Raw genomic sequence first — 25327 nt, 5'->3', positions numbered from 1 at the left:
ATTACCATAGTACACGAGGCAAAGGGGCTATGAGACAAAAAATGGTGATGGGCAATTGGAAAATGAATGGCGATCGCAAACGCATTACTGAATTGCTACAGGGTATTCTTACAATTATTCCAGCTTCGTTGCAAGAATGTTGTGCTGTGTTTCCACCGTCGATATATTTACCTGTAACCAGCGAGCATTTGGCTAATAGTCTGGTAAAATACGGCGCACAAAATGTATATCCTGCAGATAATGGAGCGTATACTGGCGAGCTCTCTGGTCCAATGCTAAAGGATTATCATTGCCGGTATGTGCTGGTGGGCCATTCAGAGCGACGTCACCTTTTTAACGAAGATGAAAAATTTGTTGCAGAAAAATTCCACCATGTAAAAGAACATGGTATGATACCGGTTCTTTGCGTAGGGGAGACCCTAAAAGAGCGTGAAACGGGAATGACAGAAGAGGTGCTCGCTCGCCAACTGCACGCAGTGGCAGAGCAGAGTAATGGATCGTTTCGCCAGTGTATAGTGGCTTATGAGCCCGTATGGGCTATAGGAACTGGTCAAACCGCTACCCCAGAACAAGCACAGAATGCGCATGCGTTTATTCGTGCAGAGGTGGCTAGGTTTGATGCGGATGTCGCAGAAGAACTAACGATCCTTTATGGTGGTAGTGTTAACGACAATAATGCGCGGTCGCTCTTTGAAATGCCAGATGTGGATGGCGGTTTGGTTGGTGGAGCGTCCTTAAATGCGCAGCAGTTTGTGGAAATTGTAAAATGTATCAATTAGTATTACTCATTCATGTGCTGGTGGCGATGGCTATCATTGGCTTAGTGTTGATTCAGCACGGAAAAGGCGCTGACATTGGCGCCGCCTTTGGCTCAGGCGCTTCAAATACCGTTTTTGGCAGCCAAGGCACTGGCAGTTTCTTGTTTAAGTTGACAGGGTTCTTAGCCTTAACATTCTTTGTAACAAGTTTGTCACTGTCTGCTATGGTATCGTCTGAGTACAAGAAGGCCGAACAACAATTGTTACCTCAGCAAACAACTGTGCCAGTGAGCAAAATCCCGGTCCCGGTTGATGGTGAATAATAAACTTTAAGATTTATGCCGAAGTGGTGGAATTGGTAGACACGCCGTCTTGAGGGGGCGGTGGCGAAAGCCGTGCCGGTTCGAGTCCGGCCTTCGGCACCATATTATGAGCAAAAAAATATGACGCTATCAGAATATTTACCTATTCTCGTCTTTATTGTAATTGGTTTGGCGCTGGGTTTTGTTATGCTTGGTGCAGGGTCACTTCTGTCAAAGCACAATCCCGATCCGGAAAAAAATTCGCCTTATGAGTGCGGGTTTGAGGCATTTGAAACGTCACGCATTCCTTTTGATGTTCGCTTTTACTTGGTCGCTCTTCTCTTTATTATTTTTGATTTGGAAACCGCTTTTTTCTTCCCCTGGGCGTTAGCACTTCGTAAAATCGGCTGGTTTGGCTTTACGGCAATGATGATCTTTTTAGGGTTATTGGTCATCGGATTTATTTACGAGTGGAAACGAGGAGCATTGGAATGGGAGTAAAACCAGAACAATCACTTCAACAGCAAGGGTTTTTAACCACTTCCGTCGAAAAATTAGTGGGCTGGGCCCAAAGCGGTTCAATGTGGCCTATGACCTTTGGTTTGGCTTGCTGTGCCGTTGAGATGATGCATGTGGGTGCTGCTCGGTATGATTTGGACCGTTTCGGCATTATCTTTCGTCCTAGTCCACGGCAATCTGACGTGATGATTGTGGCAGGAACACTTTGCAATAAAATGGCTCCAGCACTTCGAAAAGTTTATGATCAAATGCCAGAGCCCCGATGGGTTATTTCAATGGGTTCTTGCGCGAATGGAGGTGGTTATTATCATTATTCCTATTCAGTGGTTCGAGGTTGCGATCGCATTGTTCCGGTTGATGTTTATGTGCCTGGATGTCCTCCCACGGCTGAAGCGCTACTCTATGGAATAATTCAATTACAAAATAAAATTAAGCGTAAGGCGATTATTGAGGCCTGACATTTGAACCGCTAGGATCCCCTAGTTGAATCCGGTGATCTCAGCTCGTCTTAAAGGCCGAGTTAACCGCTCTGAACATACCAAGGTAAGATCAGATGACAAATTACGTACATTTATCAGAACGTCTACATTCCGAACTTGCGGGTTCTTTTTTATCCGTAGAAGTCGCGTATGGCGAAGTCACCGTGGAATGTGAAGTCGCCATTTTAAAAAATGTGCTGAAAAACCTGCGCGATCACAGTGCCTTTCAATTTGATCAGCTCATCGACTTATGCGCTGTCGATTACTTGAAATACGGGGTCTATGATTGGGAAACTGAACAAGCGACAGAAAGCGGATTTTCTCGAGGCGTTGAGCGGCAAGAACCCCGGGCCTATGCATGGGATAAGCCTCGTTTTGCTGTGGTATATCATTTGCTATCAACAAAAAGAAATCATCGTTTGCGTGTTAAAGCATTTGTTGAGGAAAGCAATCCAATTGTTCCCTCCGTTCATGATCTATGGAAAGGTGCTAATTGGTTTGAGCGCGAAGCATATGATTTGTATGGCATTTTATTTGATGGGCATCCTGATCTAAGACGCATTCTTACCGATTACGGATTTGTAGGCCATCCTTTCCGTAAAGATTTTCCACTGAGCGGATATGTTGAAATGCGTTATGACGCCAGTCTGCAAAAAGTGATTTATGAACCTGTGGATATTGAACCACGAACACTTGTTCCTAAAGTCATTCGACAGGATAATCGTTACCTTTTTGAAGACTCCAGGGGTGAGAAATGATTGAGTTACAAAACTATACCCTTAATTTTGGCCCTCAGCATCCTGCAGCACACGGGGTTTTGCGGTTGGTGATGGAGTTGGATGGCGAGACGATCGTTCGCGCTGATCCGCACATTGGGTTGCTTCATCGTGCTACCGAAAAGCTCGCTGAAACGAAGCCTTATATTCAAAGCATTGGTTATATGGACCGTCTGGATTATGTATCCATGATGTGTAACGAGCACGCGTATGTACGTGCGCTCGAGAAATTACTTGGCGTCGAAGCTCCAATACGAGCTCAATACATTCGCACCATGTTTGATGAAGTGACTCGTATTTTAAATCATTTACTTTGGCTCGGCGCTATTGCGCTTGATATCGGTGCAATGACGGTATTTCTCTATTGTTTTAGAGAGCGGGAAGCGCTTTTTGATTGTTATGAAGCGGTATCGGGTGCTCGAATGCATGCAACGTATTACCGTCCTGGGGGCGTTGCGCGTGATTTGCCCGATAGTATGCCAAAATACAAGCCCTCGCGCTGGCATACTGAGCGCGAAGTTGAAAAGATGAATGAAGATCGTGAAGGAAGCCTTCTTGACTTTTTATGGGCGTTTACTGAACGATTTCCTACTCGTGTAGATGAATACGAAACGCTCTTAACAGATAATCGAATATGGAAACAGAGAACGGTTGATATTGGAGTTGTCTCACCTGAAGATGCGCTGCAATGGGGATTTACTGGGCCGATGTTGCGGGGATCTGGTATTGTCTGGGATCTGCGAAAGAAAGAACCCTATGCCGCCTATGACCAAGTTGATTTTGACATTCCGGTGGGTAAAACGGGCGACTGTTATGACCGTTATTTAGTCCGTGTTGAGGAAATGCGACAATCTAACCGCATCATTCGTCAATGTATCGAATGGTTACGCAACAATCCTGGACCAATTAAGATTGAAGATAATAAAATCACACCACCACCTCGACGTGTGATGAAACACGATATGGAAGCGTTGATTCATCATTTTAAACTCTTCACTGAGGGGTTTTCCTTGCCCAGAGGAGAAGTCTATAGTGCCGTTGAAGCACCAAAAGGTGAGTTTGGGATTTACTTGATTTCGGATGGGGCAAATAAACCTTACCGTATGAAAATCAGAGCGCCTGGATTTGCGCATCTATCAAGCTATGATGAAATGACAAAAGGGCACATGCTGGCAGATGGGGTCGCAATTCTCGCCAGTCAAGACATTGTGTTTGGAGAAATTGATCGCTAACGATCAATCCAGACAAATAAATATAGGTAACCGATTATGACTGAGAGTTCAGCAAAATTACTTCATCAGTATATCAGCAAAGAGCGCATACATGAGATTGATGAGTGGATAGCTAAATATCCCGCTCAGGAAAAGCAATCCGCTGTAATGAGTGCGCTACGTATCGTTCAAGAAGAGCACGGATTCTTAACACAAGAATTAATGGATGCCGTTGCGGAATACCTCGAGATGCCAGCCATCGCTGTTTACGAAGTGGCTACGTTCTATACCATGTATGAGCAAAAACCTGTTGGGCGTCATGTGGTTAATATATGCACCAACATTTCATGTAAACTGTGTGATTCAGCTGGTGTGGTGACGCATCTTGAGAAAAAGCTTGGTATTAAGTTAGGACAAACCACACAAGATGGTCGATTTACCTTGCGCGCTGTGGAGTGTTTAGGTGCCTGTGTTAATGCACCCATGATGCAAGTAGACAAAGATTATCACGAGAAATTGACTCCTGAAAAAATTGATTCCGTTCTGGAGCAGTATTCATGAAACAGCGAGTCCATCCATCTAAAGATTTAACGATAGGTGATTCCCATGGTTGAGTTGAATCAAGTTTGTTATCGAACCTTACATTTGCCAGAACCTTGGTCACTTTCGACTTATTTGAGCGTTGGTGGCTACAGCGCTTTGCGCAAAATTCTTACTGAAAAAACGCCACCTCATACCATTATTGAAGAACTTAAAACGTCAGCCTTACGTGGGCGTGGTGGAGCAGGATTCCCAACCGGACTTAAGTGGAGCTTTATGAATCGAGATGCTCCTGTGCAAAAATACGTTGTTTGTAATTCCGATGAAGGAGAGCCAGGAACCTGTAAAGATCGTGACATTTTAAGATACAACCCTCATCAGTTGATTGAAGGTATGATTATTGCTGGGTATACCATGGGTTCTACGGTTGGCTATAACTACATCCGTGGCGAGTTCTGGGAACCTTTTGAGCGAATGGAAACGGCGTTAAAAGAAGCCTACAACGAAGGCTATTTAGGAAAAAATATTCTCGGTTCTGGATTTAGTTTTGATCTTTACAATCACCTCGGTGCAGGCGCATACATCTGCGGTGAAGAAACGGCATTGCTCAACTCGCTTGAGGGCAAAAAGGGTATGCCACGTTTTAAACCGCCGTTCCCTGCGAATTATGGATTATATGGCAAGCCGACCACGATTAATAATACGGAAACATTTGCTTCCGTTCCCGTAATTATGGAAAAGGGCGGCGATTGGTTTCTTAAGCTTGGAAAGCCGAATAATGGTGGAACCAAGTGCTTTAGTGTGAGTGGGCATGTAACTAAGCCCGCAAATTTTGAAATTCCTTTAGGTACCCCATTTAAAACGTTGCTGGAATTAGCAGGTGGTGTGCGAGAAGGTCGTCGCTTAAAAGCCGTAATTCCTGGTGGAACGTCCATGAATGTTTTGCCCGGCGACGTGATGATGAAACTCGATATGGACTATGACAGCATTCAAAAAGCGGGCTCAGGTCTTGGTTCTGGTGCTGTGATTATTATGGACGAGACAACGTGTATGGTAGATGCGCTGTATAGAATTTCTGAGTTCTACATGGAAGAATCTTGTGGACAGTGCACGCCTTGTCGCGAGGGAACGGGCTGGATGGTGCGGTTGTTGCATCGGATTAAAGAAGGTCATGCCGAACAAGGGGATGTTGAAAAGCTCGTTAATGTGGCCAACAAAATTGAAGGCCGTACAATCTGTGCTCTTGGTGAGGCAGCAGCATGGCCTGTGCAAAGCTTTGTGAAGCATTTTTACAGCGAGTTTGACTATTTCGTCAAACATAAAAAATCGAGCGTAACCGGTAAGGCGTAAACACGAACCAGCCTTAATCCTAAGACGCCTCGGCATACAAGAGATCGTTAATAAGGTTTGATACAGAAGGTTAGACAATGGCCACGATTGAAATCGACGGAAAAACATTAGAAGCTGATAATGGCAAAATGATTATTGAAGTAGCCGATGAGGCAGGGATCCATATCCCTCGTTTTTGCTACCATAAAAAATTATCGGTTGCGGCAAATTGTCGCATGTGCCTGGTTGAGGTAGAAAATGGCCGTAAGCCAGTTCCTGCCTGCGCCACCCCGATTACCAATGGCATGAAAGTATTTACTAAATCTGAAGAAGCTGTTCGTTCGCAAAAAGCGGTCATGGAATTTTTATTAATCAATCACCCGCTGGATTGCCCAATTTGCGATCAAGGTGGCGAGTGTGAGTTGCAAGATGTTTCGATGGGCTTTGGACGCGACGCTTCTGAGTATGAAGAAAGTAAACGTGCGGTTAACGACGAAAACCTTGGGCCACTCATCGCTACGGAAATGACGCGTTGCATTCATTGCACCCGTTGCGTTCGTTTTGGAGATGAAGTGGCGGGACTTCGTGAGCTCGGAGCAACCGGGCGTGGCGAAGACGTCGAAATTGGCACCTACGTTCAACATAGCATGACTTCAGAGGTATCCGGTAATATTATTGATTTATGTCCTGTGGGTGCGCTCACCTCAAAACCGTATCGGTTTACCGCAAGACCTTGGGAGTTGATTCAACACGATGGCATTGCACCGCATGATTGTTTGGGCTCGAACATTCATATCCATGTTCGTCGCGATGAATTAATGCGAGTCGTACCCAAAGAAAATGAATCCATTAATGAAACATGGCTTTCTGATCGTGATCGATTTAGTTATCTTGGTATGAAGAGCAAAGCGCGTTGCAGTAAGCCTATGATTAAACGCGACGGTCAGTGGGAAACGGTTGATTGGGAAACCGCCTTAATGTTTGCTGCGGATGGACTAAGCCGCGTTATTAAACAGCATGGTCCAGAACAAGTTGCTGCGTTTGCTTCCCCCTCCTCTACTTTGGAAGAATTATATCTTTTACAAAAAATGATGCGAGAGTTAGGTGTTCAAAATCTAGATTACCGTTTACAGCAAACGGATTTTCGTGATCAAGAAAATCTAGCGACCATTCCAACAAGCTCTTTAAACTATAGTGAGATTGAAAATCAGGAGAGTATTTTCCTGGTTGGTTGCAACATTCATCGAGAAGTTCCTTTGGCAGGGTTGCGCGTTCGAAAAGCATTTCGTAACGGTGGAACAATTTATGCCTTGAATCCGGTAGACTTTGATTTTCACTTTGATGTAGCAGAAAAACTCATCGTTGCTCCCTACGATATGCCACTACAGCTTGCCCTGATTGCACAGGCACTCATCAAAAAATCGAGTGATTTACCTGAAGCGGCACAGAAATTATTGCTTGGTTTAGAGCCGGATGAGGTAAGCCAACGCATTGCTGCCGCATTAAAGAAAGAAAGGGCGGCGATTGTAACGGGGGCGCTTTGTGAAAATCATCCTGAAGCAGCTCTTATTCGAACGCTGGTCGCATTAATTGAAATGCATTCTGGCGCTAAATGCTTGCGCTTGACTGTGGGTGCGAACAGCGCTGGGGCATCTTTGGCTGGCATGCTTCCGCATCGGCAAGCCGCTGGTAAATCGGTTGATCCAATCGGTTTGGATGTGCAGTCTGCCTTGTCTGCCAAGCTCAAAGCCTATTTTCTATTAGGGGCAGAACCATCTTACGATTTTGCTAGTCCTGCTATCGCTAGACAGTCGATGTTAGCGGCTGAATTTGTCGTGGTGCTGACTGCTTTTCAAACAGAATCGTTACAAGACTACGCGGATGTGATTTTGCCAATGGCTCCATTTACGGAGACCTCAGGAACGTTTATCAACGTGAATCGTGTTTGGCAAACATTTAAGGGCTCTATGGCGCCGCACGGTGAAGCGCGACCTGCTTGGAAAATTCTTCGTGTCTTAGGCAATCTGTTGAAGATTAATGGATTTGATTACGTTTCTACAGAAGAAATTTTATATGAAATCAAAACCAAAGCGGACATGATGCAGGAAAACCGATACACCCTTTACTATCCAGAATCGCTACCTGCAAACGGCAACCGGAATTTGGTGCGCGTTGGGGAGTGGCCATTGTATCGGATTGATCCCATTGTTCGGCATGCCGAAGCGCTTCAAATATGTGCTGCTGCAGAAACAGCCTGTATTCGAGTTAATCCTAATACTGCAGAACGATTGAAATTGGGTGAAACTGCGACTGTATCTCAAGGCGATATTGAGATAACATTGCCGCTTAAACGCGATCATCGAATGCCTCCAGAAGTTGTATGGGTGGCAAATGCTATGCCTGAAACAGTTGATCTTGGCTACGCGTTTGCTGCAATCAATATTAAGCGTTAAATAGGTAAGATCATGCTACAAGACATTGGCATATTGCTTTGGATCATTATTAAAATCGTTGTCATTATTGTTCCGCTGCTGATTAGCGTCGCTTACCTGACTTATGCGGAGCGAAAAGTAATCGGTTACATTCAAGTTCGTATCGGGCCTAACCGCGTTGGTTTTCGCGGCTTGTTACAGCCTTTTGCTGACTTGATTAAACTCATTCATAAGGAAATCATTGTTCCTACCCGCTCAAACAAATATTTATTTGTGATTGCGCCTTTGTTTTCCTTGGTTCCTGCGCTGGCGGGGTGGGCTGTTATTCCTTTTGAGCAAGGCGTTGTTCTTGCCAACATTAACGCCGGCGTGCTTTATCTTTTTGCGTTAAGTTCGCTTGGGGTCTACGGGGTGATTATTGCAGGTTGGGCCTCGAACTCTAAATATGCCATGATGGGTGCTTTACGCAGTGCTGCACAAACCGTTTCCTATGAAATTGCCATGGGTTTTGCCTTTGTGGGAGTGTTGCTTGCTGCAAACAGCATGAATTTAACTGAGATTGTAAACTCTCAGCGCGGTGGTTTTTGGCATTGGTGGTTTTTACCACTTCTTCCCTTATTTATGGTCTTCTGGATAGCAGGGATTGCAGAAACAAACCGAGCACCTTTTGATTTAGCTGAAGGCGAATCTGAAATCGTCGCAGGGTTTCATGTGGAATATTCGGCAATTGGATTCGCGCTGTTCTTCTTAGCTGAATATGCGAGCATGATTCTAATTTCAACCATGATGGCGATACTCTTCATGGGAGGTTGGTTATCTCCTTTTGAAAATGTGCCGGTATTAGATGACATTTTCTTTTTTGTTCCCGGGTTTGCCTGGTTATTGTTAAAGATAACATTTTTCTTATTTGTATACTTATGGATTAGAGCAACCTTTCCCCGTTACCGTTATGATCAATTAATGCGGTTAGGCTGGAAGGTCCTTATTCCCCTTACAATTGTCTGGGTTATTGTTACAGCGTTGATGGTTGTAACAGAACTGAAGCCTTGGTTTTGACGAATCATAAAGAGCCGTCCAATGAATAAACTATATCGATACTTTAAACATTATCTTCGTAGCTACACGCTCATTGATTTACTCATGGGGTTGAAGCTTACTTTAAAATATTTCTTTAAAAAGAAAATTACGGTTCAGTTTCCCGAAGAGCAAACCCCGATTTCACCTAGATTTCGCGGGTTACTCGCACTGCGTCGTTATCCAAATGGCGAGGAGCGCTGTATTGCATGCAAACTCTGCGAGGCCGTCTGCCCCGCGCTGGCCATCACCATCGAGTCTGCTCCCAGGGATGATGGATCACGGCGTACGACGCGCTATGACATTGATATGTTCAAATGCATCAATTGTGGTTTATGCGAAGAATCCTGTCCAGTTGATTCGATTGTTGTCACACCCATCCAGCATTATCATATCAGCGAGCGTGGTCAGAATATTATGACCAAAGAAAAGCTCTTGGCAGTGGGTGATTTAATGGAACCTAAACTGGCAGCTGATAGGGCGGCCGATCGCAAATATCGTTAACGGGGTACAAAATGCAAGACTTATTACCACACGTGATCTTCTATGTATTTGCAGCAATAGCTGTCCTATCTGCATTTATGGTTGTGACCCAAAACAATCCAGTTCGCTGTGTGTTGTTTTTGGTGTTAACGTTTTTTGCAAGTAGCGTGCTTTGGATCATGGTCCATGCAGAATTTTTAGCGCTTATCTTAGTGCTGGTGTATGTCGGAGCGGTCATGACTTTATTTTTATTTGTGATCATGATGCTAAATATTGATGTGGAATCCATGCGTACACATATACTTCGCTACTTACCGTTTGGGTTAATCATCGTGGCTTTACTTACAGGACTTTTACTGGTCGCTATTCCCAGCGACTCATTTAAATCGTCCGTACAACTATCTCAGCGAGCGGTTGAAATTGTTGACGAGAGCTTTGTCCCATTAGGCGTGACCCCTAAACAACCAATCTCTAATACGGAAAGTCTTGGCTTAGTTCTCTACACCGATTATGTGTTGGCGTTTGAGTTAGCTGCAGCGATATTGCTGGTATCGATCATTGCCGCCATTACGTTGGCTCATCGAAGACCACACCGCTCAAAACAACAAGATATTGTGCGACAGATTATGACCCGAAGAGAAGATAGGGTCCGATTAGTCAGTATGAAGCCTGAAAAATAAGCGTTTCATATACATTAGGTGAAGTCTTGTTTCGACGTATTTAATTTATTAATGAGTAGCCATACAACCAGAGGAATACCGCATGATACCGGTTACAAACTATCTGACGCTTAGTGCCCTATTATTCGGGCTTAGCCTTATGGGCATTGTGATGAATCGCAGAAATGTGATTTTACTTCTTGTTTGTATTGAATTAATGTTGCTAGCAGTTAATACCAACTTTGTTGCTTTTGCCCATTATTATGGACAAAAAGCTGGCGAAGTATTTGTATTCTTTATTTTAACGGTCGCTGCTGCTGAAGCAGCAATTGGCTTAGCGATCGTTGTGCTGCTTTACCGAAACCGCGGTAACATAGACGTCAACTTGATGAATCATTTAAAGGGGTAACAGCGTGAGCATTTTACAGTGTTGTTTAATTGTTATTTTATCTCCCCTTGTTGGAAGCATTATTGCAGGTTTCTTTCGTCACCAGATTGGTCGGGTTGGAGCACATTCGGTCACTATAGCCGGCTTGGCGATATCGCTCTTTTTTTCTCTTTACGTGGCAACGATGATTTTATCTGGCTCAGTTCCGGTATTAGATGAAAATCTTTATACCTGGGCTAATGGCGGTGATATATTTCCTTATGCTTTCTATATTGGGCTCTTAATTGATCCACTCACTTCGGTCATGATGGTGATTGTGACCTTTGTTTCGTTGCTTGTACATATTTACAGTATTGGTTACATGGCCGATGATGACGGGTACCAGCGTTTTTTTAGCTACATTTCATTATTTACCTTTATGATGCTGATGCTCGTAACAGGCAATAACTTTCTCCAGCTCTTTTTTGGATGGGAAGGTGTAGGATTGGTCTCCTATTTGCTTATCGGCTTTTGGTATCAAAAGGAGTCAGCCCTTCAAGGCAGCCTAAAAGCATTCCTAGTTAACCGGGTCGGCGATTTTGGATTCGTATTGGGCATTGGTCTTGTTCTTGCCTATGCTGGGAGTCTTCATTATGAAACTGTATTTCGAAGCGCTCAAAGTTTAGCAGGTGAATCCATTATCCTATTTTCTGGCCATAGCTGGTCTTTAGTTACTGTGATTTGCTTGTTGCTTTTTGTAGGTGCCATGGGAAAATCCGCTCAAATCCCATTGCATGTATGGTTACCCGAATCTATGGAAGGTCCTACTCCAATCTCTGCCTTGATCCATGCAGCAACTATGGTGACTGCAGGCGTCTTTATGGTGGCTCGGATTTCCCCCTTGATTGAGTTCTCCCCTACGGCACTCAGTGTTGTGCTCGTGATTGGCGCGACAGGCGCGTTATTTACTGGAATTCTCGGTATTGTCATGAATGATATTAAGCGAGTCATTGCCTACTCTACGTTGTCGCAATTAGGTTATATGATGGCAGCGATGGGCGCTTCAGCATTTAGCGCGGGCATTTTCCATTTACTCACACATGCTTGCTTTAAGGCTTTATTATTCTTGGCAGCTGGCTCAGTTATTATTGGTATGCACCATGAACAAGACATGCGTAAAATGGGTGGTTTATGGCGAAAAATGCCAATTACGTACGTTACGTTTCTTATCGGTGGGCTTGCTTTATGCGCTATTCCACCATTTGCGGGCTTTTATTCGAAAGACACCATCATTGAAGCGGTGCAGTTATCGACTATTCCAGGCAGTGCCTATGCTTATTTCTGCGTTGCAGTAGGTGCTATGGTAACGGCTTTATATACGTTTCGAGCCTTTTTCATGACCTTTCATGGTAAGCCAAGAATGGATGATAAAACCTATAACCATGTGCATGAGTCGCCCTGGGTTGTTTGGGTTCCTCTGGTGGCTTTAGCTATTCCATCTGTTATATTGGGGTACATTCTATATATGCCGATGCTTTTTAATGAACCTACGCTGCTTAGCGAGTCGATTTTTGTACTACCGAAGTTTGATGTACTTGCTGAGCTTGGTAAAGAAGTGGTTTCTCCGTTTGAAAGCATGATTCACTCAGTTACATCCCCTGTATTCTGGTTAACGATCTTGGGTATTGTTATCACTTGGATCTGCTATATTGTCGCCCCAGGCATCCCAGGCTATTTAACCCGCAAATTTTCATTACCTTATCGGATCTTGCGAGATAAATACGGATTTGATGCATTCAATGATTTAGTCTTTGTCCGAGGTTCAAAAGCTTTAGGACGCACGTTGTATCGGGTTGGTGACCGAACGCTAATCGATGGAGTGGTGGTAAACGGAACGGCCAATTCTGTAAAATGGCTGGCTCTTCGTACGAGAGGGATTCAAAGCGGATATTTGTATCATTACATCACCGTAATGGTTTTAGGTATACTTGGTTTTCTATGCTGGTTATTACTGGGTTAAGGGGCGTTTGAGTCTATTGTAGGCTTTGTTTTAACGTCCTGAAGCACGCAGGCAGAACATAAGGTAAGGGTATGCATCATTTGCTCAATCTATTAATTTGGTTGCCGATTATTGGCGGTGTTTTTGTATTTTTAACCGGAGATGATAAAAGCCCCAATACCTCGAGATATTTGGCTTTATTTACCGTTATTTTGACGCTCTTGATTTGCATTCCTTTGGTAACAGGATTTGATCTAAATACGATTGGCATGCAATACGTTGATGAATCGGCTTGGATGCCTGCGCTTGGTATTAACTACAGCTTAGGTATTGATGGTTTGTCGTTGCTACTCATTGTACTTACCGTATTCACGAATCTAATCGTGATTCTTGCCACATGGGACAGCATTAAAAAACGCGTTGGTCAATATTTGGCTGCCTTTTTAATTATGCAAGGATTTTTAGTCGGAGTTTTTGCATCCCTGGATGCTATTTTATTTTATATCTTTTGGGAAGCGACACTTATTCCGATGTATTTGATTATCGGTGTTTGGGGTTCCGATAACCGCGTCTATGCAGCTATAAAATTCTTTTTATATACCTTTTTGGGCTCAGTGCTCATGCTGGCTTCATTCTTATATCTTGGATATTTAGCGGGTACATTTAAGATTGAAACATTGTATGCAGTCAAACTGGGTATGACTGCTCAAACGCTTATCTTTATCGCGTTTTTTCTGGGTTTTGCTATTAAAATTCCGATGTTCCCAGTTCATACTTGGTTGCCTGATGCACACACGGAAGCGCCTGCTGGCGGATCCATCGTGTTAGCTGCTGTATTATTGAAATTAGGCGCTTATGGATTTATTCGATTTGCACTCCCTATCGTTCCAGATGCGTGTAATCATTATGCGATGTTCATGGTTGTCTTATCCTTGATTGCAGTGGTTTATATTGGGTTAGTCGCTATTATTCAGCAAGACATGAAACGACTCATTGCTTATTCTTCGATTTCGCATATGGGTTTTGTGACCTTAGGATGCTTTGCGATTTTCGCAATTGCTGAGCATGCCAGCTTACGCAGCGCTGGGTTAGTGTTAGAAGGTGCTATTGTGGTCATGATTTCACACGCGTTTGTGTCCAGTGCCATGTTTGCTGGTGTTGGCTACGTTTATGATCGCATGCACACGCGTCAAATTAAAGATTTTGGTGGCATTGTGAATACGATGCCAGTCTTTGCCTCCTTTTTTATGTTATTTGCCATGGCTAATGCGGGGTTACCTGGAACATCTGGATTTGTTGGAGAGTTCATGGTGATCTTAGGCAGCATGAAAGCGGGTTTTTGGATGGCTTTTTGGGCCGCAACTACTTTAATAATTGGTGCAGCTTATACCCTTTGGATGTATAAACGAGTGATATATGGACCTATTGCGAATGAGCGAGTTGCTGAGCTTAAAGACCTCTCTGGCTTTGAACTCAGTGCTTATGTTTTATTGGCACTGATGGTGGTTGGAATGGGAGTTTATCCTAAACCCATGCTAGAGTATGTTCACCATACCGTAAGTTATACGCTGGCTCAGGCGGATAAATCAAAACTTTAACTTCTTCAATAAATGTACGTAAGGTTTAGTAACATGACCGAGATACTTAATAATATTCATGTGGCATTACCGGAGATGATTATTCTCGTCACGGCGTGCATTGCCTTGGTTGGCGAGTTATTTTTTCGTCAACACAAAACAGCAATTGCTTGGTACTGTGCTTTGATTGGTTTGGTTTTGTCCGGTTTTTGTAGTTTTTTACTCTTTAATCAATATCAAGCCATCATTTTTAATGGTTTATTTATCAGCGATGATATCGCTCAACTCATGAAACTATTCATCGCAATCTCGGTCTTTCTCTGTTTTTGGTATTCTAAGGATTACCTTGAAGAACGAAATATGCCCTCGGGCGATTATTATGTGCTTGGGTTGTTTTCAACCTTAGGTATGATGATATTGGTGTCCGCCCACTCCATGTTAACCGTTTATCTCGGCTTGGAATTACTATCATTACCGCTTTATGCCATGACAGCAATTCGTAGAACGAATAGTGATGCTTCTGAAGCAGCGATGAAATATTTTGTCATGGGAGCGATTGCTTCTGGGATGCTATTGTATGGGATCTCATTGGTCTTTGGCGCAACAGGTGAGCTGGATTTAGCAGCGGTTGCTAAAGCTATCTCCACAAACTGGCAAGAGCAAAGTGGCTTGCTTTCGTTTGCTTTAGTGTTCATTGTTGCGGGGATTGGATTTAAGCTTGCAGCAGCGCCTTTTCATATGTGGGCTCCAGATGTCTATCAAGGCGCCCCAACTTCCGTCACGCTATTTATCAGTGCCGCACCCAAAATTGCTGCCGTTGGTATGGCTCTTCGATTATTAACATTAGGTCTAGTAGATGTTGCTCCTCAATGGCAACATCTATTGTTAATCATGGCACTTTTCTCAACGGGTATAGGGAATTTGCTGGCCATCGCTCAAAGTAACCTAAAACGCCTTTTTGCGTATTCAGCCATTTCTCATATGGGTTATGCACTTTTTGGTGTTCTAGCTGCTTCGCCGGCTGGTTACGCTGCAGCACTCTATTACGTATTAATTTATTCTTTGATGTCTGTGGGTGCATTTGGCTTAATTGTATTGATGTCTCGTTCTGGACTTGAGGTAGAACAGATAAGCGATTTAAAAGGACTTAACAAACGCAGCCCATGGCTTGCATTTCTTATGATGATCATCCTATTTTCTATGGCTGGTGTTCCCCCTACCGTTGGTTTTTTTACTAAATTATTAGTACTTAAGGCATTGGTGGATGTACAATTGACTTGGGTTGCTGTCGTTGGATTGGCTTTTGCTGTGATTGGGGCCTTTTATTATCTGCGTCTTATTAAAGTGATGTACTTTGAAGATGCCGAAGAGCAAAGCGCGATTCAGATAACTCCCATAACAAAGCTTATATTTTCGGTGAACTGTCTCTCATTATTATATTTTGGCATTTTTCCAGGAGCATTGGTTGCTGCCTGTATGAATGCATTTTCATAACATATTGCAAGATTAAAGAATTTATTTGTTATGAAGGCTTGATATCTCCATAACAAGTGCTTATAATTAGCCACAATTGATGCGGGGTGGAGCAGCCTGGTAGCTCGTCGGGCTCATAACCCGAAGGTCGTAGGTTCAAATCCTGCCCCCGCTACCAATTATTTATATTAAACCCCGCTTATGGGGTTTTTTATTATCTAGAATTCGCCAAAGGTCGATGCGGATCATTGTAAGTGTTTAAAACTGAAGATTTCTAGGTTTAATAATTAGATATACGTAAGTACAGTTGTCTGCTGTCCGTTATGTCAAGAGAGGTCTATGCTACAAAACGAACTTGAACAGCTTCTGGCGCCTGTCATCGAAGACATGGGTTACCGATTCTGGGGATGTGAATATCTTGCCCAAGGCAAGCACTCGTTGCTGCGAATTTATATCGATCATGAAGACGGTATTGGGATTGATGATTGTGAGCGCGTAAGTCGACAAGTGAGTTCATTGCTTGATGTAGAAGACCCCATTTCAGGAAATTATCGTCTTGAAATATCTTCTCCAGGTATTCCTCGGCCTCTTTTTTACAGCTGGCAGTATTCTATGTTTGCAGGGCAAGAAGTCTCGATCAAACTCTCTAAGCCGGTTGCGGGAAAACGTAAGTTCACCGGCAAAATTATTTCTGCTGAAGATGACGTCTTGCGCTTGCAAGTCGGTGATGATCAGCAGGAGTTTCTTATTTCTAATATTGTGAAAGCATATTTGACAGTCTAGTGAGGCGAATAATGAGCAAAGAATTGTTATTAGTTGCTGAAGCGTTATCGAATGAAAAAGGCGTAAGCAAAGAAGTGGTTCTGGAAGCAATTCAGGCGGCATTGGAGTCTGCAACGAGAAAGCTTTCAGGGATGGAGTTGGGTGTACGAGTTCATTTGGATCCAAGAACTGGCGAATATGAAACCTTTCGATATTGGGAAGTCCTTCCAGAAGAGGAAATTGAATTTCCAGAGCGTCAACTCACTGTAGAAGAAGCGCGTGAACGCAAACCCGATGCCGAAGAAGGTGATCGCATCGAAGAGCCTATGCAATCCATTGAATTTGGCCGTATTGCCGCGCAAACGGCTCGTCAGGTCATTATGCAAAAAGTCCGCGAAGCCGAGCGTAAGCTTGTCGTGGATCAATTTAAAAGTAAGCTTGGCCAGCTCGTTTATGGCATGGTTAAAAAGGTCACTCGCGACAACGTGATTATTGATCTTGGCGGAAAAGCGGAAGCGTTTATGCCACGTTGTGAAATGCTGCCACAAGAGATGTTTCGAACCAATGATCGCGTACGCGCGTATCTTTATGACATCGTAGAACAATCGCGTGGTCCACAATTGCTGGTAAGCCGTACTCGCAATGAAATGCTGATTGAATTGTTCCGCATCGAGGTGCCTGAAATTGGCGAGAACGTAATTGAAATTAAAGCCGCTGCGCGCGAACCTGGAAGCCGTGCTAAAATTGCTGTAAAGACCAACGATGGACGCATTGATCCCATTGGCGCGTGTGTCGGTATGCGCGGTGCTCGTGTTCAAGCTGTCTCCAGTGAGTTAGGCGGGGAACGTGTTGACATCGTGCTTTGGGATGATAATCCAGCCCAGCTCGTTATAAACGCGATGGCGCCAGCAGAAATTACATCAATTGTAGTTGATGAAGATTCCCACACCATGGATTTGGCCGTACAAAAAGAACAATTATCTCAAGCAATCGGGCGTAATGGTCAAAATGTTCGTCTTGCTAGCCAGTTAACTGGTTGGACGCTCAATGTAATGACGGTTGAAGAATTTGAAGATAAAAGCCAGGAAGAGTCTTCAAAGATAGTGAAGCTCTTTACGACCGCGCTGGAAATTGATGAAGAAATTGCTAGTTTACTTCTTGCTCATGGGTTTTCTTCTTTAGAAGAGATAGCCTATGTTCCAAAAGATGAATTGCTGGCAATTGAAGAATTTGATGAAGAAATTGTGGAAGAACTTCGAAATCGAGCAAACGATACGTTGTTAACCCAAGCGCTGACTTCAAGCGATGCTGGGGAAGTTGACGAAAGTTTATTAACCATGGAGGGAATGACGGATGAGCTTGCCAATGAGCTTGCCAAATTAGGGGTTAAAACAATGGATGATCTGGCTGAACAGTCCGTTGATGAACTTCTTGAAATTAAAGGCATGACTGAAGAGAAAGCCGGTGCCTTAATTATGAAAGCGCGTGAACCGTGGTTTCAGTCTGATGAAGCTTAATGCTTTATTAAAACGATGAACACTAAATTGATATGCCTCTCAAGATCATGATGACGTTATAAGATAAAGCGCGCATTCTGTCTTGAGATAGCTGGAAGAGGATTAAATTATGGCGGATGTGACGGTTAAACAATTAGCTCAAGTTGTTGGGATACCAGTTGAGCGCTTATTAAACCAGTTGCAGGAAGCTGGATTGTCTATTACTGATGATCAGCAGACAGTCAATGAAGAGCAAAAGCGTATTTTACTCAATCACTTGAAAGGCGGTGCTCGAGAAGCTCGCCCATCGCCCGAGCGTATTACGTTACGAAGAAAAAGTGTTTCGCAAGTGACGCTAGGTAATGATGCTCATAGTGGTAAAACAGTCAATATTGAAGTTCGTAAAAAACGAACGTACGTCAAGCGCTCTCTTCTTGAGCAACCTGAAGTGCAACCAGATGAAACTCTGGATGAAGTAGAAGAAGTTGCTCCTATTAGTACCGAAGCATCTGAAGTGGCAGAGCTCGCAGGCGAACATCCTGAGCAAGAAGCAGCATCAGAAGTAGAGGTTGAAGAGTCTAATGCAGAAATCAAAGAAGAGACTGAGTTAGCAACCGAAGAAACCGAAGAGACAAAAGAGGAAGCCGCTCAGACTGAAGCAGCTGAGCCAACAGAACAAGCCGCAGCCGAAGTGGAAGAGCAGCCCTCTGAAGAGAAGAAAGCTGAACGAGCAGCCAAGCGCAAATCATTTCCTAAAGAAGAGCGCGAGGGAGAACGTGATGAATTCAAACGTGGAAAGAAAAAAGGTAAATATCATCCTGATGTTGAAGAGCAAGAACGCGATATTTTTGCACATGGCAAACGCCATAAAGGCAAAAAGCGTAAGTCGAATGAGAAGTCTGAGAAATATCGCGAAGCGGAAGAGGCGTTAACGCATGGCTTTGCTAAGCCTACAGCGCCTGTCATTCGGGAAGTTACTATTCCTGAAACCATAACGGTGGCTGATTTGGCAAAACGTATGTCCGTTAAAGCCGCAGAAGTAATTAAAGTGATGATGGGGCTCGGAGCAATGGCGACCATCAACCAAGTGATTGACCAAGAAACCGCCATCATTGTGGTTGAAGAAATGGGCCATATTGCTAAGCCATTAAAAGAAGATGAAATTGAACAGTCATTAGGAGATGTTGTCAGTCACGGTAGTGAGAACGTGACACGAGCACCGGTTGTGACCATTATGGGGCACGTAGACCATGGAAAAACCTCTCTTTTGGATTATATTCGTCGCACAAAGGTGGCTGCTGGAGAAGCAGGAGGTATTACTCAACACATTGGTGCCTATCATGTGACCACACCGAAAGGGGAGATCACTTTCTTAGATACCCCTGGCCATGCTGCATTTACCGCCATGAGAGCTCGTGGCGCGCAAGCGACCGATATCGTGATTTTGATTGTGGCCGCTGATGATGGCGTTAAACCGCAAACGATTGAAGCGATCCATCATGCTAAAGCCGCCAATGTCCCTTTAATTGTTGCTATCAATAAGATGGATAAACCAGGTGTTGATCCTGAACGTGTGATGAATGAGCTATCTGCTCATGAAGTGATCCCTGAATCTTGGGGTGGTGATACGATGTATATCAATATCTCGGCTAAAACGGGACTAGGCATCGAAGATCTTCTGGATTCTATTTTGCTTCAAGCGGAAGTATTAGAACTGCAAGCCCATACCGATGGTGCAGCCAAAGGCGTTGTGATCGAGTCGAAACTCGATAAAGGCCGAGGTCCGGTTGCAACGGTACTGGTACAAAATGGAACGTTGCATAAAGGCGATATTTTACTTGCTGGATTGCAATACGGTAAGGTACGAGCCCTCATTAGTGATAATGGCACCATGGTGGATAGTGCTGGACCTTCTATTCCTGTCGAGGTCTTAGGGTTATCAGCTATTCCTCACGCAGGGGATGAGGCGATCGTGGTTCCTGATGAAAAACGCGCACGAGAAGTGGCTTTATTCCGTCAAGGAAAATTCCGTGATGTGAAATTAGCCAGACGCCAAAAGGCTTCATTGGAAGGCATTATGGACACCATGGCAGCAGGTGAAACAAAGGTTTTAAATGTTGTGCTTAAAGCGGATACACAAGGTTCAGTAGAAGCCATTTCCGATGCCTTAGTTAAGCTTTCCACCGATGAAGTAGGCGTTAAAATTGTTGCCAGTGGTGTTGGTGGAATTACGGAGTCTGATGTTCATTTGGCCATCGCATCGAATGCCTTGCTCATCGGGTTTAATGTTAGGGCTGATGCAAGTGCAAAACGATTAGCTGAAAACGAAGCAGTTGCACTACAATACTTCAGCGTGATCTATGATATTGTGGATCAAGTGAAAGGTGCTCTAACTGGAATGCTTGAACCACAATTCAAAGAAGAAATTATTGGCGTTGCTGAAGTGCGCGATGTGTTCCGTTCGCCTAAGCTTGGAGCAATTGCCGGATGTATGGTGGTTGAAGGCGTTATTAAACGCAACAATCCTATCCGTGTATTACGCAATAACGTGGTAATTTACGAAGGCACACTTGAGTCTTTGCGACGCTTTAAAGATGATGTTTTAGAAGTCCGTCAAGGCATGGAATGTGGTATTGGCGTGAAAAATTATAACGACGTCAAAGAGGGTGACTTGATTGAAGTCTATGAAACGGTGGAAATTAAACCGGTGATGAGCTAGGAATGTCTATGAGAGCCGCATGCAAATGTTTACGGATAAAGCTTTATTCTAAATGTTCACTCCGTAACGCTTTTAGCTTTGCGGCTCAACGAGTTTAATATTCTCCAAAATATGGAGAGAATCCTATGAGCAAAGAATTTAAACGAACGGATAGAATCGCAGAAACGATGCTTCGTATCCTTGCCCCAATTATTCAACGCGAGATTTCAGATCCGAGATTAAAGGGGTTTATTACCTTATCGGGTGCTAAGGTATCAAAAGATTTAAGTCATGCCAAAATTTACTTTACGGTGCTTTTGGATGATCCAAGTGTAGCGGCTGAAGTATTAAATGCAGCCTCTGGCTATTTGCGAAGCCAGATTGCTAAAAATATGAAACTTCGCGTCGTGCCGGAGCTTCATTTTGTGTTTGATGAATCCATTGAATATGGCAAACACCTTAGCCGATTAATTGATGAGGCAAACACACCAAAAGACGATGAGCAGAGCGAATAAAAGAGCGGTTCATGGAATTTTACTGCTGAATAAACCTGAAGGATGCACCTCGAATTACATTCTGCAAAAAGTAAAGCATTTATATAACGCTAAAAAGGCTGGGCATACTGGGAGTCTTGATCCTTTAGCGACAGGCATGCTACCAATTTGCTTTGGCGAAGCCGCAAAGTTTTCACAATATTTACTCAATGCCGATAAAGAGTATGTAGTGGTTGGCCAGTTAGGCGTAAAAACTTCAACGGCTGATGCCACAGGAGAAGTTTTAGCTGTATGCGAGCAATTTTCCGTGACTCAACCTGAGCTTTTAGACGTTCTTTTGAAGTTTAAGGGTCGCCTTAAACAAGTTCCCTCGATGTTTTCCGCTCTAAAACATCAAGGCGTTCCGTTGTATCGGCTGGCACGCGCCGGTAAGGAAGTGGAGCGAAAAGCGCGTGATATTACGATTCATGCATTGAATTTAAACGCGTTTGATGGCACGTTATTCAATCTTACGGTGCGGTGCAGTAAAGGAACATACATTCGTAATCTCGTGGAAGATATTGGCGATGAACTTGGAGTTGGTGCCCATGTCGTGTCACTGCATCGAACCTATACGAGTGGGTTTGAAGAAGATAAAATGCATACGTTAGACGAATTAACTCAGTGTGAGGCAGAAGAATTACTTACATACTTATTGCCCATTGATCGCGCCGTTGAGTTTTTGCCTAAGATTGAATTGACCGACGATGACGTGATCGCTTTAAGGCAAGGAAAGCCCATAGCGTATAGTCAACGATCTGACGCAGCACTATTTCGGTTGTATCATCACGAATTAGGATTTATTGGTTTAGGAGAATTTGATCAGGCGCAACAGTTGCGAGCAAAACGGTTGATTTCTTTTTCCAAGCTTTTTTAAGCGAGGCTGGATTAGTACTTGTGTCAAGTACGTTCCCTTGGTAGAATGCATCATTTTGAAGATAGACTTAGCTAATTTCAGGAGCAAACAATGTCGCTAACGAGCGCACAAAAAACCGATATCATTAATGAATTCAAACGAGCTGATCAAGACACCGGCTCTTCAGAAGTTCAAGTATCCATCATGACTAGCCGTATTAATTACTTGACTGAGCACTTTAAAACACACAAAAAAGATTTTCATTCTCGTCGTGGTTTGCAAGCTTTAGTGAATAAGCGCCGTAAGTTATTGAAGTATTTAAAAAGAAACGATGCTGAGCGTTATTCTACCTTGATTAAAAAGCTTGGCTTACGGGATTCATATTGATCGTTTACGTCATGAGTACGGTGGTACAATGGTTGTTTGGTATTAAATTTAATGGCCAATACAATCGAGCATTAGATGAATCAATTGTGGTAATCAAACAGCTACACCCCATCTCAGACGTCAACCATTTTTTTTGCCCTTGAAAGCGCGGATTTCTGCGCTTTTTTTTTAACTGTCGTTATGCTTAGGCCTGAATTGGAACATCGTTATTGACTAAGCAATTTTAAAAAACGCGTGAGAGATCCCATAGCACGTTTTTTAAAATCGCTTGGACAATAAATGATTTATATTCCTGACTTGCATATCGAACAAAAATTCAAAGAGGAACACACGTGGCTAAAATAAGAAAAGAAATTAAATTTGGTGAAAACACCTTAGTACTGGAAACCGGTGAAATTGCAAGACAAGCTGACGGTGCTGTATTTGCCAGCATGAATGGTACACAAGTTCTGGTAACCGTTGTTGGAAAAAAAGACGGTGCCGAGAAAAATAATTTTTTTCCATTAACCGTCAATTACCAGGAAAAAACATACGCTGCTGGAAAAATTCCAGGTGGGTTTAATAAGCGCGAAGGTCGTCCTAGTGAATCGGAAACGTTAACGTCGCGCTTAATTGATCGTCCGCTACGACCTCTATTCCCAGATGATTTTTATAACGAAGTTCAAATCATTGCAACCGTCATGTCTTTAAATCCTGATGTGCCTGCAGATATCATTTCTATGATTGGCGCATCAGCTGCACTTGCTCTTTCAGGTATTCCATTTGATGGGCCAATTGGTGCCGCTCGTGTCGGTTACAAAGATGGCATATACCTTTTAAATCCCGGCTACAAAGCACTCGAGCACTCACAGCTCGACTTGATTGTGGCAGGTACCGAAGACGCCATTTTAATGGTGGAGTCAGAAGCGCATGAATTAAGCGAGGAAGTGATGCTGGGCGCGGTGCTTTATGGCCACGAAATGATGCAGTCGGTTATTAAAGCCATTAAAGAATTGGCTGAAGAAGGCGGAAAATCTAGTTGGGATTGGAAAGCACCTGAAGGCGATGAGCAATTAAAATCACGTATTCAAGCATTAAGCCAGGATGAGCTTGCAGAGGCTTATCTTATCAAGGATAAACAGATGCGTTACCAAACGCTCTCAAATATTCGCCAAAAAGTGATTGATACGCTGGTTGAAGAAAATGAAACGTGGAATGAAGAGGCAATTCAAAAGCACTTAAGTACGCTTGAGAAAAATATTGTTCGTAACCGAATTTTAGATGGTGAACCACGAATTGATGGTCGAGACCAAAAAACCGTTCGTCCTATCTCCATTCGCACGAGTTTCTTAGACCGTGTACATGGCTCAGCGCTATTTACCCGAGGTGAAACACAAGCTATTGTAGCCGCTACCTTAGGCAGCGAACGCGATGCCCAAACGCTTGATCGCCTCGAAGGTGAAGTGAAAGAACGGTTTATGCTGCATTACAATTTTCCCCCATACTCTGTGGGCGAGACAGGTATGATTGGAAGTCCTAAGCGACGGGAAATTGGTCATGGTCGTCTGGCTCGTCGCGGATTAGCGGCGGTGATTCCTAATGCTAGCGAATTTCCTTATGTTTTACGCGTCGTTTCTGATATTACGGAATCCAATGGCTCAAGTTCAATGGCTACGGTTTGTGGTACAAGCTTAGCGTTAATGGATGCTGGAGTTCCTTTAAAAGCGCCAGTAGCGGGTGTTGCTATGGGGCTGATTAAGGATAAAGATCGCTACGCGGTTCTAACGGATATCTTGGGCGATGAAGATCATCTTGGTGACATGGATTTCAAAGTGGCCGGAACGGAAAAAGGCGTTACCGCGTTGCAAATGGATATTAAAATTCGAGGCATTACCAAAGAAATTATGGAACATGCGCTGGATCAAGCCTTGGAAGGTAGAAAACATATTTTAGGTGTGATGAATAATGCCTTAGCTGAACACCGTGATGAGTTATCGCAACATGCTCCAAGAATTGTCAGTATGAAAGTGGCTGAAGATAAAGTTCGCACCATCATTGGCAAAGGTGGCGCTACCATCAAAAGCTTAGTTGAAAGCACGGGCGTTTCTATTGATATTGATGACTCTGGCGTGATTCAATTGTTTTCACCCAATGCTGAGGCCTTAGAAGAGGCAGAGCGTCAGATTAAGGCTTTAGTTGCCGAAGTTGAAGTGGGGCAAACTTACCACGGTAAAGTGAGTAAAATCGTTGATTTTGGCGCGTTTATCAATTTGTTGCCTGGCAAAGATGGCTTGCTACATATTTCTCAAATCTGCGCTGATCGTTCACAAAAAGTTGAGGACGTGTTGAAAGAAGGCCAAGAAATTGAAGTATTTGTTGCAGGTGTTGATAAGCAAGGTCGAGTCAAACTGGAATGGAAGGATAAACCACAACCTGAAAAACAAGAGCAGACTTCCAAAGATTCGACAAAAGAAGAACAGCCTGCCAAAGCAGAAGAAGAGCAACCTCAAGTTTCTGATGAGGAATAATCTGTTTCAAAGGTGAAAGAAGTCGAGCAATGCTCGACTTCTCTTATCTCAACCCTATTCTAGAAATCGCAGTTACCTACTGCTGCAGAAGTATACCGCATTGAATCTTC

The 25327-nt window shown here is 43.6% G+C and carries 22 protein-coding genes, 2 tRNA genes and 1 pseudogene; all 25 read left to right on the top strand.

The genetic code is table 11. From position 1 onward, the window contains the following. Nucleotides 1–29 precede the first annotated feature (29 nt). Nucleotides 30–779 (top strand): triose-phosphate isomerase, encoded by a 750-nt coding sequence (tpiA, locus tag E1O41_RS06635; protein WP_131776538.1) that lies wholly within the window; start codon nucleotides 30–32, stop codon nucleotides 777–779. Next, entirely contained in the window at nucleotides 767–1081 is a 315-nt protein-coding gene (gene secG, locus E1O41_RS06630; protein WP_131776537.1) for a preprotein translocase subunit SecG, read from the top strand. The genes tpiA and secG overlap by 13 nt, the downstream gene beginning before the upstream one ends. Nucleotides 1082–1098: 17 nt before the next feature. Next, nucleotides 1099–1183 (top strand) — tRNA-Leu (locus E1O41_RS06625). Nucleotides 1184–1201: 18 nt separating this feature from the next. Then, nucleotides 1202–1561: an NADH-quinone oxidoreductase subunit A gene (locus E1O41_RS06620; protein ID WP_131776636.1), complete on the top strand. Its 360-nt coding sequence runs from the start codon at nucleotides 1202–1204 to the stop codon at nucleotides 1559–1561. Then, nucleotides 1552–2037, top strand: a complete 486-nt coding sequence (locus E1O41_RS06615) for a NuoB/complex I 20 kDa subunit family protein (protein ID WP_131776536.1) — start codon at nucleotides 1552–1554, stop codon at nucleotides 2035–2037. Before E1O41_RS06620 ends, E1O41_RS06615 begins: the two co-directional genes overlap by 10 nt. Nucleotides 2038–2132: 95 nt before the next feature. Continuing rightward, a complete protein-coding gene (locus E1O41_RS06610; protein ID WP_131776535.1) occupies nucleotides 2133–2816 on the top strand; it encodes an NADH-quinone oxidoreductase subunit C in 684 nt (227 codons plus the stop codon). Next, nucleotides 2813–4066 carry an NADH-quinone oxidoreductase subunit D gene (locus tag E1O41_RS06605; protein ID WP_131776534.1) on the top strand — a complete coding sequence of 418 codons (1254 nt, stop codon included), beginning with the start codon at nucleotides 2813–2815 and terminating at the stop codon, nucleotides 4064–4066. The genes E1O41_RS06610 and E1O41_RS06605 overlap by 4 nt, the downstream gene beginning before the upstream one ends. 36 nt (nucleotides 4067–4102) lie before the next feature. Continuing rightward, entirely contained in the window at nucleotides 4103–4606 is a 504-nt protein-coding gene (gene nuoE / locus E1O41_RS06600) for an NADH-quinone oxidoreductase subunit NuoE (RefSeq protein ID WP_131776533.1), read from the top strand. Between the two features lie 45 nt (nucleotides 4607–4651). Then, nucleotides 4652–5935, top strand: coding sequence for an NADH-quinone oxidoreductase subunit NuoF (gene nuoF / locus E1O41_RS06595; RefSeq protein ID WP_131776532.1), 1284 nt, complete (start codon nucleotides 4652–4654; stop codon nucleotides 5933–5935). A gap of 77 nt (nucleotides 5936–6012) precedes the next feature. Further along, nucleotides 6013–8367 carry an NADH-quinone oxidoreductase subunit NuoG gene (gene nuoG, locus E1O41_RS06590; protein ID WP_131776531.1) on the top strand — a complete coding sequence of 785 codons (2355 nt, stop codon included), beginning with the start codon at nucleotides 6013–6015 and terminating at the stop codon, nucleotides 8365–8367. A gap of 12 nt (nucleotides 8368–8379) precedes the next feature. Then, nucleotides 8380–9402: an NADH-quinone oxidoreductase subunit NuoH gene (nuoH, locus tag E1O41_RS06585; protein WP_131776530.1), complete on the top strand. Its 1023-nt coding sequence runs from the start codon at nucleotides 8380–8382 to the stop codon at nucleotides 9400–9402. A 21-nt stretch (nucleotides 9403–9423) separates the two neighbouring features. Then, the gene (nuoI, locus tag E1O41_RS06580; protein ID WP_131776529.1) at nucleotides 9424–9924 is read left to right on the top strand and encodes an NADH-quinone oxidoreductase subunit NuoI; all 501 of its coding nucleotides are present in this window, start codon (nucleotides 9424–9426) and stop codon (nucleotides 9922–9924) included. An 11-nt stretch (nucleotides 9925–9935) separates the two neighbouring features. After that, nucleotides 9936–10583: an NADH-quinone oxidoreductase subunit J gene (locus tag E1O41_RS06575; RefSeq protein WP_131776528.1), complete on the top strand. Its 648-nt coding sequence runs from the start codon at nucleotides 9936–9938 to the stop codon at nucleotides 10581–10583. An 82-nt stretch (nucleotides 10584–10665) separates the two neighbouring features. Beyond that, nucleotides 10666–10971, top strand: coding sequence for an NADH-quinone oxidoreductase subunit NuoK (nuoK, locus tag E1O41_RS06570; RefSeq protein ID WP_131776527.1), 306 nt, complete (start codon nucleotides 10666–10668; stop codon nucleotides 10969–10971). Between the two features lie 4 nt (nucleotides 10972–10975). Beyond that, a complete protein-coding gene (gene nuoL, locus E1O41_RS06565; RefSeq protein WP_131776526.1) occupies nucleotides 10976–12949 on the top strand; it encodes an NADH-quinone oxidoreductase subunit L in 1974 nt (657 codons plus the stop codon). Nucleotides 12950–13020: 71 nt separating this feature from the next. After that, entirely contained in the window at nucleotides 13021–14526 is a 1506-nt protein-coding gene (locus E1O41_RS06560) for a complex I subunit 4 family protein (protein WP_131776525.1), read from the top strand. 33 nt (nucleotides 14527–14559) lie between these two features. Next, the gene (gene nuoN, locus E1O41_RS06555; RefSeq protein WP_131776524.1) at nucleotides 14560–15999 is read left to right on the top strand and encodes an NADH-quinone oxidoreductase subunit NuoN; all 1440 of its coding nucleotides are present in this window, start codon (nucleotides 14560–14562) and stop codon (nucleotides 15997–15999) included. Nucleotides 16000–16079: 80 nt separating this feature from the next. Continuing rightward, a tRNA-Met gene (locus E1O41_RS06550) sits at nucleotides 16080–16156 on the top strand. Between the two features lie 161 nt (nucleotides 16157–16317). Beyond that, nucleotides 16318–16761, top strand: a complete 444-nt coding sequence (rimP, locus tag E1O41_RS06545; RefSeq protein ID WP_131776523.1) for a ribosome maturation factor RimP — start codon at nucleotides 16318–16320, stop codon at nucleotides 16759–16761. Nucleotides 16762–16772: 11 nt separating this feature from the next. Next, the gene (gene nusA, locus E1O41_RS06540) at nucleotides 16773–18257 is read left to right on the top strand and encodes a transcription termination factor NusA (RefSeq protein ID WP_131776522.1); all 1485 of its coding nucleotides are present in this window, start codon (nucleotides 16773–16775) and stop codon (nucleotides 18255–18257) included. A gap of 109 nt (nucleotides 18258–18366) precedes the next feature. After that, on the top strand, nucleotides 18367–20955 hold the full coding sequence (gene infB / locus E1O41_RS06535; RefSeq protein WP_131776521.1) for a translation initiation factor IF-2: 2589 nt from the start codon (nucleotides 18367–18369) through the stop codon (nucleotides 20953–20955). A 125-nt stretch (nucleotides 20956–21080) separates the two neighbouring features. Further along, complete coding sequence (gene rbfA / locus E1O41_RS06530) at nucleotides 21081–21449, top strand: 30S ribosome-binding factor RbfA (RefSeq protein WP_131776520.1); 369 nt, start codon at nucleotides 21081–21083, stop codon at nucleotides 21447–21449. Next, on the top strand, nucleotides 21433–22344 hold the full coding sequence (gene truB, locus E1O41_RS06525) for a tRNA pseudouridine(55) synthase TruB (protein ID WP_131776519.1): 912 nt from the start codon (nucleotides 21433–21435) through the stop codon (nucleotides 22342–22344). Before rbfA ends, truB begins: the two co-directional genes overlap by 17 nt. Before the next feature lie 90 nt (nucleotides 22345–22434). Further along, the gene (rpsO, locus tag E1O41_RS06520) at nucleotides 22435–22710 is read left to right on the top strand and encodes a 30S ribosomal protein S15 (RefSeq protein WP_131776518.1); all 276 of its coding nucleotides are present in this window, start codon (nucleotides 22435–22437) and stop codon (nucleotides 22708–22710) included. 332 nt (nucleotides 22711–23042) lie between these two features. Then, nucleotides 23043–25128, top strand: a pseudogene (pnp, locus tag E1O41_RS06515) (polyribonucleotide nucleotidyltransferase); the annotation flags it as partial. Between the last annotated feature and the right edge of the window lie 199 nt (nucleotides 25129–25327).

This window comes from Legionella impletisoli (genome assembly GCF_900639875.1).
GTDB classification, from domain to species: Bacteria; Pseudomonadota; Gammaproteobacteria; order Legionellales; family Legionellaceae; genus Legionella_A; species Legionella_A impletisoli.
Note: the sequence above shows the minus strand (reverse complement) of the source record. Positions and strands in the feature narration are given on the sequence as shown.

Bases quoted from the DNA above. Each gene is read 5' to 3' on its own strand.
- truB (WP_131776519.1), top strand. From the start codon at position 21,433: ATGAGCAGAGCGAATAAAAGAGCGGTTCATGGAATTTTACTGCTGAAT.
- nuoE (WP_131776533.1), top strand. From the start codon at position 4,103: ATGACTGAGAGTTCAGCAAAATTACTTCATCAGTATATCAGCAAAGAG.
- nuoG (WP_131776531.1), top strand. From the start codon at position 6,013: ATGGCCACGATTGAAATCGACGGAAAAACATTAGAAGCTGATAATGGC.
- rimP (WP_131776523.1), top strand. From the start codon at position 16,318: ATGCTACAAAACGAACTTGAACAGCTTCTGGCGCCTGTCATCGAAGAC.
- rpsO (WP_131776518.1), top strand. From the start codon at position 22,435: ATGTCGCTAACGAGCGCACAAAAAACCGATATCATTAATGAATTCAAA.
- tpiA (WP_131776538.1), top strand. From the start codon at position 30: ATGAGACAAAAAATGGTGATGGGCAATTGGAAAATGAATGGCGATCGC.
- nuoK (WP_131776527.1), top strand. From the start codon at position 10,666: ATGATACCGGTTACAAACTATCTGACGCTTAGTGCCCTATTATTCGGG.
- E1O41_RS06575 (WP_131776528.1), top strand. From the start codon at position 9,936: ATGCAAGACTTATTACCACACGTGATCTTCTATGTATTTGCAGCAATA.
- secG (WP_131776537.1), top strand. From the start codon at position 767: ATGTATCAATTAGTATTACTCATTCATGTGCTGGTGGCGATGGCTATC.
- E1O41_RS06605 (WP_131776534.1), top strand. From the start codon at position 2,813: ATGATTGAGTTACAAAACTATACCCTTAATTTTGGCCCTCAGCATCCT.
- nuoH (WP_131776530.1), top strand. From the start codon at position 8,380: ATGCTACAAGACATTGGCATATTGCTTTGGATCATTATTAAAATCGTT.
- E1O41_RS06610 (WP_131776535.1), top strand. From the start codon at position 2,133: ATGACAAATTACGTACATTTATCAGAACGTCTACATTCCGAACTTGCG.
- E1O41_RS06620 (WP_131776636.1), top strand. From the start codon at position 1,202: ATGACGCTATCAGAATATTTACCTATTCTCGTCTTTATTGTAATTGGT.
- nuoN (WP_131776524.1), top strand. From the start codon at position 14,560: ATGACCGAGATACTTAATAATATTCATGTGGCATTACCGGAGATGATT.
- nuoI (WP_131776529.1), top strand. From the start codon at position 9,424: ATGAATAAACTATATCGATACTTTAAACATTATCTTCGTAGCTACACG.
- infB (WP_131776521.1), top strand. From the start codon at position 18,367: ATGGCGGATGTGACGGTTAAACAATTAGCTCAAGTTGTTGGGATACCA.
- E1O41_RS06560 (WP_131776525.1), top strand. From the start codon at position 13,021: ATGCATCATTTGCTCAATCTATTAATTTGGTTGCCGATTATTGGCGGT.
- rbfA (WP_131776520.1), top strand. From the start codon at position 21,081: ATGAGCAAAGAATTTAAACGAACGGATAGAATCGCAGAAACGATGCTT.
- E1O41_RS06615 (WP_131776536.1), top strand. From the start codon at position 1,552: ATGGGAGTAAAACCAGAACAATCACTTCAACAGCAAGGGTTTTTAACC.
- nuoF (WP_131776532.1), top strand. From the start codon at position 4,652: ATGGTTGAGTTGAATCAAGTTTGTTATCGAACCTTACATTTGCCAGAA.
- nusA (WP_131776522.1), top strand. From the start codon at position 16,773: ATGAGCAAAGAATTGTTATTAGTTGCTGAAGCGTTATCGAATGAAAAA.